The sequence below is a fragment of the Flavobacterium limi genome, assembly GCF_010645075.1.
In the GTDB taxonomy this organism is placed as follows: domain Bacteria; phylum Bacteroidota; class Bacteroidia; order Flavobacteriales; family Flavobacteriaceae; genus Flavobacterium; species Flavobacterium limi.
In genome coordinates this window covers 130,161-148,290 of record NZ_JAADZV010000003.1, presented here as the reverse complement: position 1 = coordinate 148,290, position 18,130 = coordinate 130,161, and the positions used below count along the sequence as shown (strand labels likewise).

At 33.4% G+C, this 18,130-nt stretch carries 9 protein-coding genes; 8 read left to right on the top strand and 1 reads right to left on the bottom strand.

All coding sequences use genetic code 11. The features are described 5' to 3' along the window. The first annotated feature begins 13 nt into the window (after positions 1-13). From GXM16_RS07730 to GXM16_RS07715, 4 genes are all read left to right on the top strand, one after another. Positions 14-1,612 (top strand): DUF5123 domain-containing protein, encoded by a 1,599-nt coding sequence (locus tag GXM16_RS07730; RefSeq protein ID WP_163393826.1) that lies wholly within the window; start codon positions 14-16, stop codon positions 1,610-1,612. A gap of 158 nt (positions 1,613-1,770) precedes the next feature. After that, the gene (locus GXM16_RS07725; RefSeq protein WP_163393825.1) at positions 1,771-5,019 is read left to right on the top strand and encodes a pectinesterase family protein; all 3,249 of its coding nucleotides are present in this window, start codon (positions 1,771-1,773) and stop codon (positions 5,017-5,019) included. 191 nt (positions 5,020-5,210) lie between these two features. Beyond that, complete coding sequence (locus tag GXM16_RS07720) at positions 5,211-6,086, top strand: T9SS type A sorting domain-containing protein (RefSeq protein WP_163393824.1); 876 nt, start codon at positions 5,211-5,213, stop codon at positions 6,084-6,086. A gap of 762 nt (positions 6,087-6,848) precedes the next feature. Then, complete coding sequence (locus GXM16_RS07715; protein WP_341874170.1) at positions 6,849-7,886, top strand: substrate-binding domain-containing protein; 1,038 nt, start codon at positions 6,849-6,851, stop codon at positions 7,884-7,886. Between the two features lie 74 nt (positions 7,887-7,960). Here the strand turns inward: GXM16_RS07715 and GXM16_RS07710 are convergent, their stop codons facing one another. Then, positions 7,961-8,218, bottom strand: a complete 258-nt coding sequence (locus tag GXM16_RS07710; RefSeq protein WP_163393823.1) for a hypothetical protein — start codon at positions 8,216-8,218, stop codon at positions 7,961-7,963. 219 nt (positions 8,219-8,437) lie between these two features. Between GXM16_RS07710 and GXM16_RS07705 the strand changes: the two genes are divergently transcribed. From GXM16_RS07705 to GXM16_RS07690, 4 genes are all read left to right on the top strand, one after another. Next, positions 8,438-9,577 (top strand): hypothetical protein, encoded by a 1,140-nt coding sequence (locus tag GXM16_RS07705; protein WP_163393822.1) that lies wholly within the window; start codon positions 8,438-8,440, stop codon positions 9,575-9,577. Positions 9,578-9,860: 283 nt separating this feature from the next. After that, positions 9,861-13,205, top strand: a complete 3,345-nt coding sequence (locus GXM16_RS07700; RefSeq protein ID WP_163393821.1) for an RHS repeat-associated core domain-containing protein — start codon at positions 9,861-9,863, stop codon at positions 13,203-13,205. Positions 13,206-13,238: 33 nt separating this feature from the next. Then, complete coding sequence (locus GXM16_RS07695) at positions 13,239-13,727, top strand: hypothetical protein (protein WP_163393820.1); 489 nt, start codon at positions 13,239-13,241, stop codon at positions 13,725-13,727. Between the two features lie 307 nt (positions 13,728-14,034). Then, positions 14,035-17,838: a T9SS type B sorting domain-containing protein gene (locus GXM16_RS07690; protein WP_163393819.1), complete on the top strand. Its 3,804-nt coding sequence runs from the start codon at positions 14,035-14,037 to the stop codon at positions 17,836-17,838. Positions 17,839-18,130 lie beyond the last annotated feature (292 nt).

Genomic DNA, 18,130 nt, shown 5'->3' with positions numbered 1-18,130 from the left:
AGAAAAAGAAATTATGAAAAAAAGAAATATATTCAAAGGAATAATTGCCGCTTCTATGCTAGTAGTGATAGCGGGCAGTTGTGAAAGTCATACAGAGGATATTATTACTGAATTAAATACTAATCGTGAGCTTTCCCCAACCAATGTGAAGGCTACAGTGCGTAATAGAACATCTGTTGAATTAATTTGGGATACTAACGAATCTGATGATCATTATGTGGTTCAGTTTAGTGCAAACGACACAGATTTTGGTACTGTTTTTAAAGAATTAAACGTTACTGCTGATCAATTGCCGGTAACGGTAGTTTTAGAAGGAGAAACACTTTATTCTATAAGAGTGAAAGCAATAAGTAACAGAGGAAAAGAAGATTCAAAATGGTCAGAGACTTCGGCTCAAACTTTAGATGAACAAATTTTCTTAGTGGCTCAGGCTGGTGATGTGCTTGGTAAAGAAGCTACTCTAAGATGGGTTCCGAATAGTACTGCTACAAGGATAGTACTTACACCGGCTGACGAAACGAAACCTACAGTTACACATACTATTACTGCTCAGGAAAAAACAGCTGGAATTGCAGTTGTTACAGGGCTAAGTTCTTTGACTTCATATACTGCAGATATATTCAACAATACTTCAAGAAGGGGGTCTCAGGCAATCAAAACGGGTATTGATCTTTCAGATGGGACAGAGGTTAGTCCAACGGATGATTTAGCTACAATAATAGCTAATGCAGCTGCAAGGGATATATTAATATTAAAGCCTGGAGATTATACTTCACAGGTTAGTACTATTGTATTGAATAAACCAATTACTATTAGAGGTTTAAGAAGTTTTGATAAACCAAAATTAAAACTTAGTTTTTCTTTGGCGCCTTTCGCGACTGGAGTTACAGGTGATATTAATTTGATTGATTTGGATCTAACAGGTTCTCCTGCATCAGCAGGTAATAAAGTAGATGTTATAAGGTATTCAGTAAGTGGAAATTATAGTAAGCTTTTAGTGAGTGGATGTACTATTCATGATTATGAGCGCACATTAGTTGGAGCTGGTACTGGTATTAATGCAAATATACCATCAATAATTGTAGAAAATTCAGTTGTAACTAATGTTGGAACTGCTGGAACAGGATCGTTTGTAGACTTTAGAGCTGCTTTTGCAGATGAAATTAAATTTAAAGAAAGTACATTTAATAATTGTGTTCCGGGAGCTGCTTTTATTAGATCAGATAATGCTACAGTATTTGGTGCAGTTACAACTGATGTAATAATTGAAAATTGCACTTTGTATGGTGTAACAAATACAATTGCTACTAGTGGTCTTCAAATATTATATGTTCGTTTTGCTGATAATGCTGCAATTGTTCGTAATTCAATATTTGCTGCAACAGTAGCAAGATATGCTAATCAATCAACAACTAAAAATCCGACATTTACAAATAATAATTATTTTAATGCGGCAACTCTTAATCAGGCTGCACCAATTGAACCATTCAAATCGGATCCGGAAGGAACTGCATTAGATCCACAATTTGTTAATGCAGCAACAGGTGATTTCACAATTAAAAATCAGGCTTTGATTGATCGAAAAGTTGGAGATCCACGTTGGATTAAATAATAAGTTATTCTCCTAACTATAAAACAAGGCATGCTGAAATTTAACCGTTTTTGCATGCCTTTTTTTTAAATCATAGTTTTAATTAAACCAACGGATTTTAACATTGATCACTAAAAATAAACAATTAAAAAATTTACTAATTTATTTAACCACTTTCTATGAAAACAAAATTACCCTTATTGCTTATTGCGATACTGTTTTTTGTATCGTTTACTCATGCCCAGAAAACTGATGTCTGGGACTTTGGAGGCGCGACATTAGACGCCAGTTTATATAATAATAAATTGACGGCCGCAGATATTAATACATGGTACACCTATAGTGCAACAGTTGTGCAGGGAACCTCAAATTCCGCTAATACATTATCTAATTCTACAGTTTTAACACTCACTTCAGGAGCACTGACACTTAAAACAGGTAATAATGACAGGTTATATACAACTAATACAGCTATTACAAGATACGCAACAGGTAATTTAGGTACAACGGATACAAATTATACAGCAAGGTACTATTGTAATGGTAATGCGAGTGCTACGACACGTTTTTTTACTTTAACATTGAATGAAGATGATGAAGTAACAGTTGTTGCAAGTATAGAATCAGGTGCCTCAAATAGTAATTTAACGGTTGTAAATACAACTACAAATACACAAACTGATCTGATACCCTTAACAACATCCGGTACTGCTGTTACACTTGCCAAATTTCAGGCTAAGCAAGCAGGAAATTTTACAGTAACTTGTTTGGGCGGTAAAGGTAATTACTACAGGATTTATAGAAAACCAGCTTCTTATGCAACAATAACAGGTAATTTAGATGTTTCACAAGCTGCAGGGATTCCTAATGGATACTCTGTAGTATTTACAAATACAGCAGGAAAATCATGGACGGCACCTGTTACCGGAGGAACTTATAGTGTGAATCTTCCTAAGGGTTTCACTTATAAAATGACTTTACTTAATGCTAATGGGTATATTATTAGCAATGGTGAATATTTAGCGGTTTCAGATGCAACTACAACCTACGATATTTCAGTTCTAAAAGTAGATTTATATACTGTAAGTGGTTCAATTACAGGGTTAGGAACAGATGTTTCAAAATTAAGTTTGACTTATACTCCAGATGCATCTGCAAATAAAGTATATATTCCTAAACCTGTAATTAATACTGCTAATGCTACTTATACTGTAGATCTAGAATCGAATACACAATATGTTGTTTCAGGTCAGGGAGTTAATGATTATGAAATTGTATCAAACATTGTAAATATAAGCGGTGTTACTTCAGCAGATGTTGCGTTTACAGCAAAGCCAGTTTATGGTGTAACAATAAATGCTACAGGTTTAGATGCTGCACAATTAAGTAATCTAAAATTGACCTTTACCAATCTGAACGAAAACGGATATGTGTATAATTTTAACTCAACAACCGGTATTTCTTTGCGTAATGGGACATATAAACTTAGCTATACTGGCTTAGATGCTTATTCGGTTGAGCTTGGTTTAGTTTCTAATTTAACAATTAATGGTTCAGCAGTTGCAAAGTCTTTAGCATTCAAACCGGTTTCAGTCTGGTCTTTTGATGATAAAACAATAACAAGTTCTACGACAGCCTATAAAGGGATGTTGTTTGGCGGAACCGCTGCGACTATTTCCAATAGTGTTTCCTCTGGTCATTTATTGGCTAAAACCGGTGGCACTATTCAGGTTCCGGTGAATGTGGGAGATAAAATTACGGTTTCTTATTACTATACAGCTAATTTTTCTATTGACGGTGGTGCATCAATTACAACAGCAACTAACAGTACAGCAAATGTAGAAAAAGTAGAATATACATATCCTGGAAGTACGTCCGGATATGTAACGATTGCGATGGGAGGTACAGCCTTAACAACGTATATTACTGAAATAAAAATTGGAGGAAGTGTGCCTTATGCTTCAACAATAACTGTAGGAACTAATAAAACATATAAAACCATAAATGAGGCATTAGACGCTATTTCAAAAATGCCACGTACCACTTCAGATCGTGTCACAGTTATGATTGATCCTGGAAATTATGAAGAAATGCTGGTAATAAACCAAGCTAATGTAACATTAAAAAATGCCGCCGCAAATCCTGATATTGAATTACTGAATAAGGGTGTAGATATTGGAAGCTCTGCGGTTAGGGTTACTTCATATTACGGTCATGGATATAGTTATTACAGTATGTCATCAGATCAGAAATGGCATGAAGATGTTTTAAAAGTAAACAAAGAAAATGGCTACTTATCTTATGCGAATGCTGGTTCAGGAACAACAAATGGTTCTTATTGGAATGCGACTGTAGTAATAAATGCCAACGGTTTTGAAGCCAATGATATTATTTTTGAGAATTCTTTTAACCAGTACATTTCTAAAAAAGAATCAGAAGATGTGGTTGAAATGTGGGCCGTGGGCAATAAAGGACTCCGTCCAACAGATATTGGAAACACTGCTGTCCAAAACAGGAGTTTTGTTGAAAGAGCAGCTGCTATTTCAATTCTTAACAATGTTGATAAAGTAGTATTGAATAAATGCAGGGTAGTGGGTCGTCAGGATTCTTTTTATGGAGGCACTGGAACAAGAGTCGTAGTGTATAAAGGAGTAATGATGGGCGCGGTTGATTATATCTTTGGAGGAATGAATGCTGTTTTCTACAAAACAGATTTTGCAATGAATACAAGTGACGTGAGTAGTGATCAGGCTTACATTACAGCCGCACAACAAACTACTGGAAGAGGATATTTGATGTACGAGTGTAAGGTGACCTCAGCTATTCCGGGTAAAGAAACAGCTTCCCTTTATCGTGCAAAACCGGGCTATTTTGGTCGTCCGTGGGCAGCAAACACAAGTGAAGTAGTTTTTTATAATACTACAATTGAAACATCAAATTATCCGGGTAGTGAAAACCTGTCTTTAATTGTGCCTGCAGGATGGAATAATTCATTAAGTGGAGAATCTGCTAAAATGTACGAATACGGAACTATCGAAAATTCCGGAGTAAACAATAGCACAAGCCGTGCTGTCTGGTCTACCAAATTAACAACACCTGTACTGAATGATGGTACTGCGATTACAACTTTAAATTTTACAAAAGGAAGTGATGGATGGGATCCGTTGCCACAATTGATTTCTAATGAAACTCTGGGAGTAAAAGACAATACACCAATTTCATCAGTTAACGTATCCGCATATAAAAACAGAATTGTGATTTCAAATGTAAAATCAGAAACTGCTGTAACTGTTTACAGCATTTCAGGAGCTAAAGTAAAAACATTTAAAACAACTCAGGATATTGATTTTGAATTTCAAAATGGAGTGTGGATTATTGTAATTAAATCGGTTGATGGTCAAAAAACTGTAAAGGTGATTACCCATTAAAATTTTTGATACATAATATTTTTTAAGTAAGCCTGAGATTTTTATCTTAGGCTTGCTTTTTTGTAGAGCTATTTGGTTGGATTAGTAAGATGAATACCTAAAAATAAATAAGTTATTTTTTGAATATAATAAAAAAAATATTTAAATTTAGGCAATCGATTACATTTTAACAAACTAAAAACTATAGATTTATGAAAAGAAAATTACTTTATTTAGCGTCGATTGTGCTGTTTTCAGCTACGACTATTAATGCGCAAACGACAATTTGGAATTTTAGCGACAATACTGTTAGTGTTAATGGTAGCGTTACAGTTGCAAGTCCAGCGTTTCCTGTTTCAGGGGTTCTTACAAGTGCTTCGGGCACCACTGCAGGAACTTCACCAAATACTATAAACGTTGGAGGTCTGAATTTATATGGACATACTGCTGTTGGTGCTTCTGCTTTTGCTAATATAACAAATAATGGCCAAACTTTTTCTGATGGATATGTTGGAGCAAATAGAGCAAGTACTGGAGGTTCAAGTGCAGCAGCAACAGGTACTTCTTTACCTACTATTCGTTACTTTTCTTTTAATGTAAGTGGTCCATGTACAGTTAAAGCTTGGATAAAACATACAACAGCGATACCTACTAATGGTACAGCACCTTCAACACGTACTCTTTATGTATCAGATGGAACAGCAACTCCTTATGGAAGCGGTTCAGTTACTAATGACGTAACTGCTAATATATCTAATGTAGTTACCGTTAATGTTACAAATGCTGGTTTGGTTTATATTTATGGAGATAGTGCTTTTGCAGTTTATAAGATTGAAGTTTCTGGGGCAACACTTTCAACTAATAATTTTCAAGCAGATTCTAAAGCAACTATATTTGGTGCAGATGGAAAAATCAATGTAGCAAATGTAACTACAGCTACTAAACTTAGTGTGTATAGCATAACAGGTGTTTTGGTTAAATCTACTGAAATTAGTGGTGATGTAAGTTTATCTGTTAATAGTGGTGTTTATATTGTAAAAGCAGAATCAGATGAAGGTACAAAAACAGTAAAAGTTTTAGTAAAATAAGCTAAATTATAATATTAAAAGGGAATATTCGGATTAATGAATATTCCCTTTTTTTATAAAATAATTTAATCGAATACTTTATAGTTTTTATAAATCATTAATCTCAGCATACTTTGGAATCAGAGTTTTGATGACCATTTATTAGTCAGGTGAGCCACAGCACAAAGAATAAATATAATAGTGTAACCTGTCTGAATAAAAAAGGGAATTGCCTAATTTTGAAACTAATACGCCTCAAATTCTTCCAGCTATCTTCCAATAGTTCTTTTTAGGAAACCACTATCTCGCAGATTTAGGTTATAAACGATTTGTTTTAGTTAATGCATTTTCTTTGATTAAACGACCAAAAGCGACTCATATTCTGGGGAATAATCTAATCGCCAATAGAATCAAATTCCTGATCTGGATCTAATAACTGCATCATTTTGGCATTGTTGTTTTACAAAAAGATTAGGAATACTTGCGTCGGTAAAATCGTTTCGATGATATTAAGATCAAGTATCTTTTGTAAATGATCTTTCTGGAAATCATAAATCGCATGATCAGGTCAAATCGGGTATGTTTTTTTTTGGTAGTAGTCAACTTCATATTTAATAATTTATGCGTGTGCGCAAATGTTTTTTTGTTAAAAGTTATTTCCAAATAATTTTAAAAGATGTAGTTTCTTGATTCGTGTGTGAACACGTATTTTGTAAACACATATAAAACTTAAATAAAAATCGACTTTTGAATAAAAAAAATTAATTTTACCACTTTCATTAAATATTTAACTTAAAGCTGAGGAATATCATAACAATCAAAAAAATAGCAGAGCTAGCCAATGTTTCGCCTGGAACAGTGGACAGGATTATTCACAAGCGTGGTCAGGTCTCGCAGGAGAATATAGATAAAGTAAATGCCATAATTAAAAAACATGGGTTTAAACGAAATATTTTTGCAAGCAATCTGGCTTCAAATAAGAAATGTAAAATAGCTGTTTTTTTGCCAAAGACTGAGAAGTTTGAATATTGGGAGAGTCAGCTCAACGGAGTGAATAAAGCTGCAGAAGAGTTTGGGAAATTTGGTGTTGAACTGCATTATTTTCTTTATGATTTCGATAGCTTATCATTTCAAAAAATGGTTGCTAAGGTTCTTGATTTTGAATGTGACGGATTACTTTTTTCTCCAATTTTTCATGAGGAATCGCTAATGTTTTTAGACGACTATAAGAAGAAAAATAAACCGGTAGCAATGATTGACTCCGATATTAAAGATAAAATAGATCATTATTATATTGGTCAGGATGCTTTTAAAAGCGGATATCTTGCAGGACGGCTAATTAGTTTTGCAGTTAGGAATAAGCGAAATGTACTTATAGTTAAGATCGCTAAAGAAATAGATAATACCTCCGTTTATTTACAGCGTATTAAAGGATTTTATACTTTTTTTGAAGAGCATCCGGAACTGACTAATTTTAGTTTTTCTGAAATTACGATCAAAAATCCTGATGTAAATCTGCTAAATCTGGAAATGTTTAAGAATGTTAGCAGCATATTTGTTCCTAACTCCAGGGCTTACGTTGTGGCTCAGTTTTTAGAGAAGCAAAACATTAAGGGAATAAGGATAATTGGCTATGATCTCTTAAAAGAAAACATTCTACACTTAAATTCTGGAATAATTGATTTCTTAATTAATCAAAAACCTCAAGAGCAGGGGTATATGGGAGTGAATTACCTCTATAAAAAAATTATTTTAGAGGAAAACTTAGATGCAGTACACTTTATACCATTGGATATAATTGTAAAAGAAAATTATATGTAAGTCTGTATATAATAAAAACACATCATTTTTTTAATTTCCTCAGCTGCGTGTTAGTATAATTTGATGTGTCAATGTTATTTTTCCTGTTCTAAATTATCAGCAGCAGAAATCTGGTCTAATATATTGGTCTGGTTTGGTGAAATGTAGTTTTTTATTTCGCTTGGAGTTTCTTTCTTAAAAAGAATATCCAGGGCATTGTATAGTTTTAGTAAAACATCTCTGTCTTCTTTTGCAATTTCTAAAGCCGTATTAAAATTAAAAACATAATTGTTGGAATTGCGCACTTCTACTTTTATGGTTTTCGATGTGATTTTAAATTTGACTATATCCATGTTGTTTCTGTAATTGCTTGTGAGACTACAAAGTTATTGTAATTATTTTATAAAATAAATTCCTGAAAATTTAAAATTACCCAAGTATTAAGTAAAATTATACGCTGGCAGCAAAATATACCTGGTGATATCGCTGATCAAAGTCATAATAGCCCGCTTGAATTTCCTATTGTAATAGGAGATTTTAACGGTGATGGGAAAAGTGATATTTTCTTGGTTATGTTACGGAAAATTTTAATATCAACTGGTGGGAAGTATTTTATCGAGGAATTTTTACCTTCATCTTTTGATATTCCGGAGTATCCCAATGTGTCTAATTTACAAATATTTGCTATGGATTTTAATGGCGATGGCAAAGATGATATTCTAAGAATTAAGCCAACTACAAAGGGATTTGGTTCGTATAAGGAGCCATATGGTTACTCAGAGAAATCATCTTCTATTGAAATTAATTGTTTTTATCGGAGAGGTACAACTCCTAATGTATGGTTAAATCACAAATATTCACGAGTTTTAGTACCCTATGATACTGAAGACTCTTTTCCTGATGATGATAACCACTTTGATATTACATTAGCTCCCCTTTTTAGTAGGAAGAACAAAACTGATCCCAGTAAAATGGAATTAGCTTTATTGGGTGCAAGAGTTTCATTTTTTTCAAACAACTGTTTTTCAACTGATCAGCATTTATTAAAAAATATAACTTTGGGTAATGGAGTGAAAGAAGAAATAACTTATAGTCCATTAAAAAATGGTAATGGTGTTTATGAAGGGGGTGATTCTGAGTTATATCCAAACCTTGCAATCCAAACAAGCCCGAACTTTAATGTGGTTTCTCAAATATATTATCCGAATAAAGCACATTCGAAAAGGCTTTTTAAATATTTTGGTGCAATGATGAATGTTGAGGGATTAGGTTTTCTAGGATTCCGAGCAACTATGAGTACCAATTTACATAATGATTATGATGCTCCTGTAGTTTCTAGAGTGTCTAAGAATAATTTTCTTTTAAGAGGAGCAAATGTTGAAAAGTACAGTGTAGTAGGTTTGGCTTTACCTTCCGATAATACGCCAACAACTTTTATATCAAAATCAATTTTGGGATATAATTCACCGGAAGACGCATTACAAAGCAATAAAGTTTTTAAACTTAAAAATACATCATCAATACAATTTGATGGATTAACTAACACAAGTACTGAGACAATAACAGATTTTGATTCGTATAAAAATCCTCTTAAGGTGACAACCTTAGTGAAAGATAATGCATCAACTGTACAAACTACTGTAACCGATGCAGCTTATCAGGATCCTAGTGTGACTCCTTACATAGTAGGCAGGCTAAAAAAGCAAAATTAAAACAGTTTCTTACAACGGACATGTAGCGACGAGCGAAGAAAAATACACATACAATTCGGATCAATTACTTTCCCGGGTTGAAAAAAGGGCAGATGCTACAACGAATTATGTAACAGAGTATAATACTTATGACTTATATGGTAATATAACATCAAAAAAAATAACAGCCGGGCCAGATTCCAGAACAGCAAGTTGGACATATGATTCATCTGGACGCTTTTTAACTTCAAAGACAGATATTGAATCATTACAGACTACTTTTACTTATTATCCCAACGGAACTTTGAAGACAGAAACAAATCCTTACGGGCAAACATCAACATATGAATGTGATTCGTGGTTCAGAAAAATTAAAGCCACAGACTATCTTCAAAATACAATAGCATATACTTACACGAATAATATTGTGGACAATTCTACGGTTTTATCTGCCGTTTCCAGTGACGGTACTGAGACTTCCGAGAAATATGATGAGTTTGGCAGAAAAATAAATGAAGTAGTAAAAGCAAATGTGAGTGGTTATTATATTACTAAAAATTACACTCATGATATTTATGATAGGATTATTGCGGAAGGTGTACCATATAAAGCGGGCTCTATTCGCCGGTTTCAAAAAATATATGATGTTTACGGAAGGGTAATTCAGCAGATTTCTCCCACTGGTCTTCGCGCTAATATTACATATTCAGGACTGACCAGCACTGCTGATGATGGATCTAAAACAAAAAAAATAACAAAAGATGCTATTGGAAATGTTATTGAAGTAATTGACAGCCCTGGAGGCACAATCAAATACAGTTATTATGCAAATGGCAATTTGAAAGAAACTGATGTAGATGGGATAAAAACAAAAATACTTCAGGATAAATGGGGAAGGAAAACTCAACTCGAAGATCCTTCAGCAGGGACATACAAATACACTTATAACGATTTTAATGAGCTTATTAAAGAAGAAAACAATAATGGAATTACCAATTACAAATTAAATTCTCTCGGAAGATTAGAAGAAAAAACAATCCTGGGAACAAATACGGATTCTAAAACGATTTATTCGTATAATTCCTTAAAGCAGATATCAGGTAGTGAATTCACAGATAACTGGAATGGAGGCATCAAGACAACCAAGACATATTTTTATGATAGCTTGCATAGAAATGACAAAATAGCAGAAAATACACCATATGCAGCATTTACAAAAGCTATTACATATGATCATTTTGGAAGAATTGACACAGAAACTTCCATCTCTACAGCTGGAGGCAAAACAAGCAGTAAAACCCTAAAAAGAACGTATCAGAACGGTAGCTTTTATCAGATTTTGGATGGCACAACTGTTTTGTGGCAAAAAGATAATATCGATTTTAATGGAGAACTAGGTTGGGGTACATTTGGGAATGGTATTATTGTAACAAATAAACATGATGGTGACGGATATAATACAAGTAAGGAATTTACACTCGGAACAACAAACTTATTAAAGCTGGAAAACTTTTTTGATCGTGAAAAAGGAAATTTGAACAGTAGAAAAACCAACCTTTTTGATTATCCGGAAGAGTTTAAATATGATTCTTTAGATCGACTTACTGAGATTATTACGCTTGAACAATTTTTAAGCAATACGTTTAATACTTCGAATGTTGAAGGTTATCAGGGAGAAAATGTTTCCGGAATATCCAGCTCAGGCGGTGCACTTAGCGTTCAGATCACAAATGCAGGAGGTACAGTAAAGAGAACGTTGCTTACAGGAGCAAAATTGGGCGATGGAATAACTTTAGCTTTTGATCTGAGAAGGATACTCGGTTCAGACTCTTATAATGTTTATATTCAGGAACAGGATCCGGTCTCATTAGCAACGGTTAAATATCTAAAAGGGACAATAGCATCAACTAGTATCGGTTACACCCTAAGCCATACTGTAACTCAGTATACGAATGTAATTTTAAGAATAGAGAAGGTGAATACAACCTCTTTAAATGTATTCATCCTCGATAACGTTGTTGGAAAAAGAAAAATTCCCGCTTTGCAAGGATATGATACAAAAGGAAGAATTACATCAAATGATTTGGGTACTTATAATTATCCAACCAGTGGAAAAGTGTATCAAAATTCATCGATTGACATTAGTACTAATGCTCTGCCTTATTATCAAAGCAAACCAGCGCAGACTGTTACTTATAATGCTTTTAACAGCCCTTATCAGATTGAAGATACAGGTGTTGAGAAAGTAAGTTTTAATTATAATGACAATAATGATCGCAGTACTATATTTTATGGAGGAGTCCAGGATAAATTGTTACGACCTTACCGTAAATACTATTCTGGTGATGGTACTATGGAAATTAAAGAAAATAAAATAACTGGAGAAGTAGAATTTATTACTTATATTGGAGGTGATGGATATTCTGCACCAGTAGTATTTAAGAGTGACGGAGGAAGTAATCAAAATTATTTATATTTGCATCGTGATTATCAGGAATCCATTATAGCCATTAGTAATCAGGCAGGAACAATTGTTGAAAAACGTTTGTTTGACCCTTGGGGTAATATTATTAAAGTGCTTGACGGTGCAGGGAATACACTTACAGGTTTAACACTTTTAGACAGAGGATATACCGGTCATGAACACTTGCAGAGTGTAGGTTTTATACATATGAACGGCCGTTTATATGACCCTAAATTGCGTCGTTTTATACAAGCAGACAATAATATTCAGAATCCGTTTGATAGCCAGAATTATAATCGCTATGGCTATGTTTTAAATAATCCTCTTAAGTATACAGATCCAAGCGGTGAATTTTGGAATGTAGTTGTTGGATATTTATTTGCTGCATATGTAAGCGGTGCTTATGCTAGTGGAGGCGAATTAAATCCTGCAAAATGGAATTCCTCTGCATATTTAAATATTGCTGCAAAAGGAGCGTCGATTGGAGCATCGACAGTGGCTACAAATTTTACGAATAATTATTTAGATAATTATAATAAACCACCTGAGTTAGGGATTAGTGCAGCGGATGTGGGGAATAAAGATTTGCATCCATACGTTTCTAATGAGAGTTCAAATTCATCAAGATATAATAATCAAGCCCTTGAATATGCTGGTAGTGCAACAGCAGTTTTAGTCGCAGATGATGCAACTGTAATAGGTGTAGCCGATGATGTTCTTATACCAGTAGTGGCTGGAATTGGAACAGGTATTTGGTTATTGAATAATAGAGAAGTTATATTAGAGGATACAAGAGAAATTGTAGATGCAATAAACAGATCACTTGACCCCAAAGGTTTTCATTATGTAACCTATACAAAAACAAGTTTGGATGGTTCGAAAGTTTATGTGGGCAGATCTAGTGGTGTTGGTACCCCAGAACAAATAGTAAAACAAAGGGATGCCGGACATCATATGATTGGTTATGGAGATGCAGTACTTACTAGCTCTTTACCAGCGACTGTAGACGGAGGTTATACAAATAGATTGGGTGATCCCTCTTATTGGTCAATACGAGGAAGTGAACAATTACAAATAGAATATTGGTATGCTAGAGGGATGAGTGGGAATTCTATATGGGGTATAGGTATAAACAATGGAAATTTACCAAAATATATAGAATATGGATTAAGACTTTTGTTTTAATAAAAATTATTTAAACGAAAAATATAATAAATTATGACTGACAAATATAAAATCGCATCAGAAAATCTTGCTAAAGCATCAGACATTGCAATAGCTGTACTTCAAAAATTTCCTCCAAAAGGGTGGGAAGAACATTATGTAACTGAAAATAAAAATCAAATTAATCATTTTATTGATTTATATATGGAATGGAAAGAAATGGCCTTAAATCCAGAACCACAGTTTTGTAATATGCAAAGTTTAAAATATGTATACGAAAATATTTTTACCACATTTCTAGAAGGAAGCGGAGTTTTTGTTGAAGAATTCTGGAAAGAAATAAAGGCACAAAACTTGCCCTACAAAAGAGAAAATAAATTAGTTAAAATTTTAAAACGTAAAAAAATTAATAATATTCAGGAGTTTGATTTTGTAACTGATGTAATTGTCCCATATCAACAAGAAGGATTAATAAATGAAGAGGAAGTTATTTTATTAAACACCTATTTATCAAATTTTGAAGATAAAAAAAATAAAGAGTAATATGTTTTAAAAAAATCCTATTAATTGGTTAGACTTATTTCGGATTAAGTGTTACCAATTATATATACTTTATTCGATGATATAAATAAACCTTTAAGGATTAGTGTTATAAGTTCTTGGATAATAATCCCAATGAACTTGGACTTACTGCTCTGGAATTTTTGTTTTAAAAAAGATAATAAATTTTAATGTACTTTACGAAGTTACAATTTGATAGCACCGGACTTAGCTGGGAAGTTTATTCAATATCATAAAAGAAAACAACTATTATCAAAGCAATATAATTTATGAATAAGTTAATAGGATTATGATTAAACAATTTCGGGTCGCTGTATTATTGATGTTTTGTACTTCATTCTCTTTTTCTCAAGGAGAAGCAAGTACATGGTACTTTGGGAATAATGCTGGACTTAAATTTCATACAGATGGTTCTGTAACCCCTCTTGTAGATGGACAATTGAATACTATAGAAGGTTGTGCTACGTTATCAGACAGTAATGGTGATTTAATGTTTTATACAGATGGGATAACTGTTTACAATAAAAAGCATCAGGTCATGATAAACGGAACAGGTTTGAAAGGACATACTTCCAGTTCCCAATCTGCAACAATTGTTCAAAAGCCAGGTTCTTCTAATTTGTTTTATATATTTACAACCACCGTAAATGCCCGAATTGACGGATTAGAATATAGCGAAATAGACATTAACCTGGATGGAGGACTGGGAGCTGTGACTGCTAATAAAAACATTTCAATTTTTACCCCTGTGTGCGAAAAACTCTCAGTGGTAAAACATGCAAATGGGATTGATTATTGGATTGTTACCCATGGTTGGAAAAACAATGCATTTTATGCTCACTTATTATCTTCCTCTGGTATAAATTCAACTCCTGTAATTTCAAACTCAGGTGTTGTGGTTGATGATTCGTCAATGGATAATGTAATGGGCTATATGAAAATAGCACCCAATGGAAAAAAATTAGTTGCATGTCATCAATTTTTATCCCTGACACAGTTATTTGATTTTGATACTGCAACAGGTATCGTATCAAACCCTATAGATATAAACAATGGACACCAGCCATATGGAGCAGAATTTTCGCCAAATAGTGAGGTATTGTATATGGCGCTTCAAATAGACCGTAAGGTTTATCAATACGATTTAAAAGCTCCAAATATAGCTTTAAGCCAGAATTTGATTGCTACGACACCTTATTTTTTGGGAGCTTTGCAGTTAGGACCTAATAATAAAATTTATATTGCAAATTATAACACCTCCAGTCTGGGAGTGATTAATAATCCGAACACCTTGGGATTGAGTTGTGATTTACAAGCTAGTTTAGTGGATTTAGGGGGCAAAAAATCTATTTTGGGCTTACCCTCCTTTTGTCAGTCATATTTTAATCCTTCTTTTACAGTCAAAAAGGTTTGTCTGGGAGCAGCTACAGAATTTAAATTAAATGCTTCCCAAGGCATAACTTCTGCCAGTTGGGATTTCGGAGACGGGACTGCTTCAAATACCATTAATCCAAACCATATTTATACAGCTACTGGTACATTCAATGTTTCAGTAACTGTAACAAATGCAAATGGCAGCAGTACCAAAACCAAAGTTATAACAATCTATCAGACCCCAACTGCAAAAGCACCTCAAGACATATTAGTTTGTGATGATAACAATGACGGTTTACATACTTTTGATTTACGCAGTCAAGATACTGTAATTTTAAATGGACAAGATCCTAATTTGTTTATTGTAAATTATTTTGTCAATAATGTGGCAATTACTTCTCCTGGGACTTATATCAATACTGTTCCGTATCAAAAAGAAACCATTACAGCCGAAGTATCAAACAAAGCCAATGGTGAATGTAAAAGCAGTGCCACTTTCGGTATTGATGTATTTGATACTCCTTTACCCAATTTACCAACGGTAATACCTAACTTAATGAGTTGCGATAATACAAGTGTTGGGAGTGATATAGATGGAAAAGCAACCTTTGATTTAACCCAAAGGGCAGCAGCAATTTTAAATGGTCAATCGGCTTTGCAGTTTGTAATTTCATATTATAAGGATTCAGCATTAACTATACCTATTGTTATGCCTAGTTCATATAAAAATACAATTGCAGCTGAAACTATCTTTGTAAAAGTGGTAAATAAGGACAATCCAAACTGCATAGGTACAACCTCATTTAACTTAAAAGTTTATGCTATGCCAACGATCGTGAATGTTGTAGATTTAAAGCAATGTGATGATGATATTGATGGGATCAGTATTTTTAATTTGGAAGAAGCAATAAATAAAATAACCGTTAATTCAGCAACTGAAACTATTAGTTTTCACAAGACCTTACCTGATGCACAAAATAATGTAAATGTTATCTCAAATGCGAGTGCTTATACCAATCAAATTGTTAGTGTAGATAAGGTTTATGTTCGCGTAGCGAATGCTAATGGTTGTTATAGAATTGCTCAGTTAAATCTGATTGTTTCTACAACCCAAATTCCATCTACATATTCTAAAACATTTACGCAATGTGATGATGAAATTTCAGGGACAAATAAAGATGGAATTTCAAAATTTGATTTCAGTACAGTTACAAATGAAATCAAAAATATATTTCCTTCAGGGCAGCTTTTAGATGTTACTTATTACCAGAATATTATAGATGCTTTAGCTGAAAAAAATGCAATTGCTGATATTTCGAATCATAGGAATACAGCTTCGCCCAATATGCAAAGAATTTTCATTCGTGTTGACAGTAAACTCAATAATGATTGCTTAGGATTAGGAGGATATATTACCTTAAAAGTTGAATCAGTTCCAATTGTAAAAAAAATTGAAAAAAAACATTGCGATGACAATCAGGACGGTCTATTTGCATTTGATACATTAAGTCTGGAAGAAGAATTACTAAATGGATTAGTGGATGTAACTGTTTCTTATATTGATCAAAATAATAATCTACTACCAAGTCCGCTTCCAAATCCTTTTGTAACTACTTCTCAGGTCGTAAAGGTTGTCGTTACAAATAAAACACCAACAGCTTGTTCATTTAATTCGACTATTACTTTTGTAGTGGATGACCTGCCACAAGTTTTTCCGGTTGATCCTGCTTTGACCAATGTTTGTGATGACGAAGAAGATCCAGTTTTACAAGATGGAAAATATGCTTTTGATACTTCTTCTTTTGAATCTTCTTTATTGGGTAATCAGACAGGAATGATTGTTAATTATTATGATAGTAGCAGTAATAGGCTGTCAAGTCCGCTTCCCAATCCATTTGTTACGGGTTCACAAGAGATAACTGTAGAAATTACAAATCCTAAAAATCTCCATTGCAGCGCCAGGGCGACTTTGGCTTTCGTTGTAAATCCTGTTCCTAAAATTATGTTGAGTGGAGAAGAATTGGTATGCAGCAATTTGCCAACTTTTACAAAACAAATAGATGCCGGACTCATAGATTTAAATACACTTAATGATTTTAATTATCAGTGGTCTTGGAATGGTAATGTTATTCCCGGTGAAACGAATTATAGTTTAACTATAAACAAAGAAGGAATTTTTACGGTTGATGTAAGCAATAAGCGGACACATTGTATAAGAACTCGTACAATAAAAGTTTTTGCATCTGACATTGCCTCAAATGTAGTTGCAGTTGTTAATGAATCCAATAATATCGCCGTTTCAGTTTCAGGAACTGGGGATTATGTTTATGCTCTGGATGATCAAAATGGATATTATCAGGAAGAGAATACTTTTGTAAATGTTCCTTCCGGAATTCATACAGTTTTTATAAAAGACCAGAACGGTTGTGGAACCGTAATGAAAGAGGTGGCAGTGTTTGGTATCCCAAAATTTTTCACCCCAAATCAAGACAGTCATAATGATTACTGGAACATAGAAGGGGTTAATGCAGCTTCAAATGGAAACTCAGTTATTCAGATTTTTGATCGATATGGAAAACTATTAAAACAAATTGATCCAATGAGTCAAGGTTGGGACGGAACTTATCTAGGTGTACAAATGCCGGCAGATGACTATTGGTATGTTGTGAAACTTGAAGATAATAGAATCTTTAGAGGTCATTTTGCTTTGAAAAGATAATGTTTTAAGTTTTTAAAATATATCAAAGAGCTTTTTTTTAAGACACATATCGTTCTAATATATTTTATAAACTAGTATAGTGATAATTTAAGATTGTTTACGCTGTTCATTTTAAAAGTATACTTATATGGTAAACGATTTAAGTATAATACTTCTCAATAAAACGTAGTAAAACATATGTGCAAAATACATAACTCTAAATTTGCACAACACGATTAGATATTCGATTAAATGTAGTACCACAAAACTGTAGTATTTTTATCTTTTGAAAAAAAGGATTAGAAGATATACT

Coding starts and splice junctions, on each gene's coding strand:
- GXM16_RS07705 (WP_163393822.1), top strand. CDS start 8,438: ATGTTACGGAAAATTTTAATATCAACTGGTGGGAAGTATTTTATCGAG.
- GXM16_RS07720 (WP_163393824.1), top strand. CDS start 5,211: ATGAAAAGAAAATTACTTTATTTAGCGTCGATTGTGCTGTTTTCAGCT.
- GXM16_RS07690 (WP_163393819.1), top strand. CDS start 14,035: ATGATTAAACAATTTCGGGTCGCTGTATTATTGATGTTTTGTACTTCA.
- GXM16_RS07710 (WP_163393823.1), bottom strand. CDS start 8,218: ATGGATATAGTCAAATTTAAAATCACATCGAAAACCATAAAAGTAGAA.
- GXM16_RS07725 (WP_163393825.1), top strand. CDS start 1,771: ATGAAAACAAAATTACCCTTATTGCTTATTGCGATACTGTTTTTTGTA.
- GXM16_RS07695 (WP_163393820.1), top strand. CDS start 13,239: ATGACTGACAAATATAAAATCGCATCAGAAAATCTTGCTAAAGCATCA.
- GXM16_RS07730 (WP_163393826.1), top strand. CDS start 14: ATGAAAAAAAGAAATATATTCAAAGGAATAATTGCCGCTTCTATGCTA.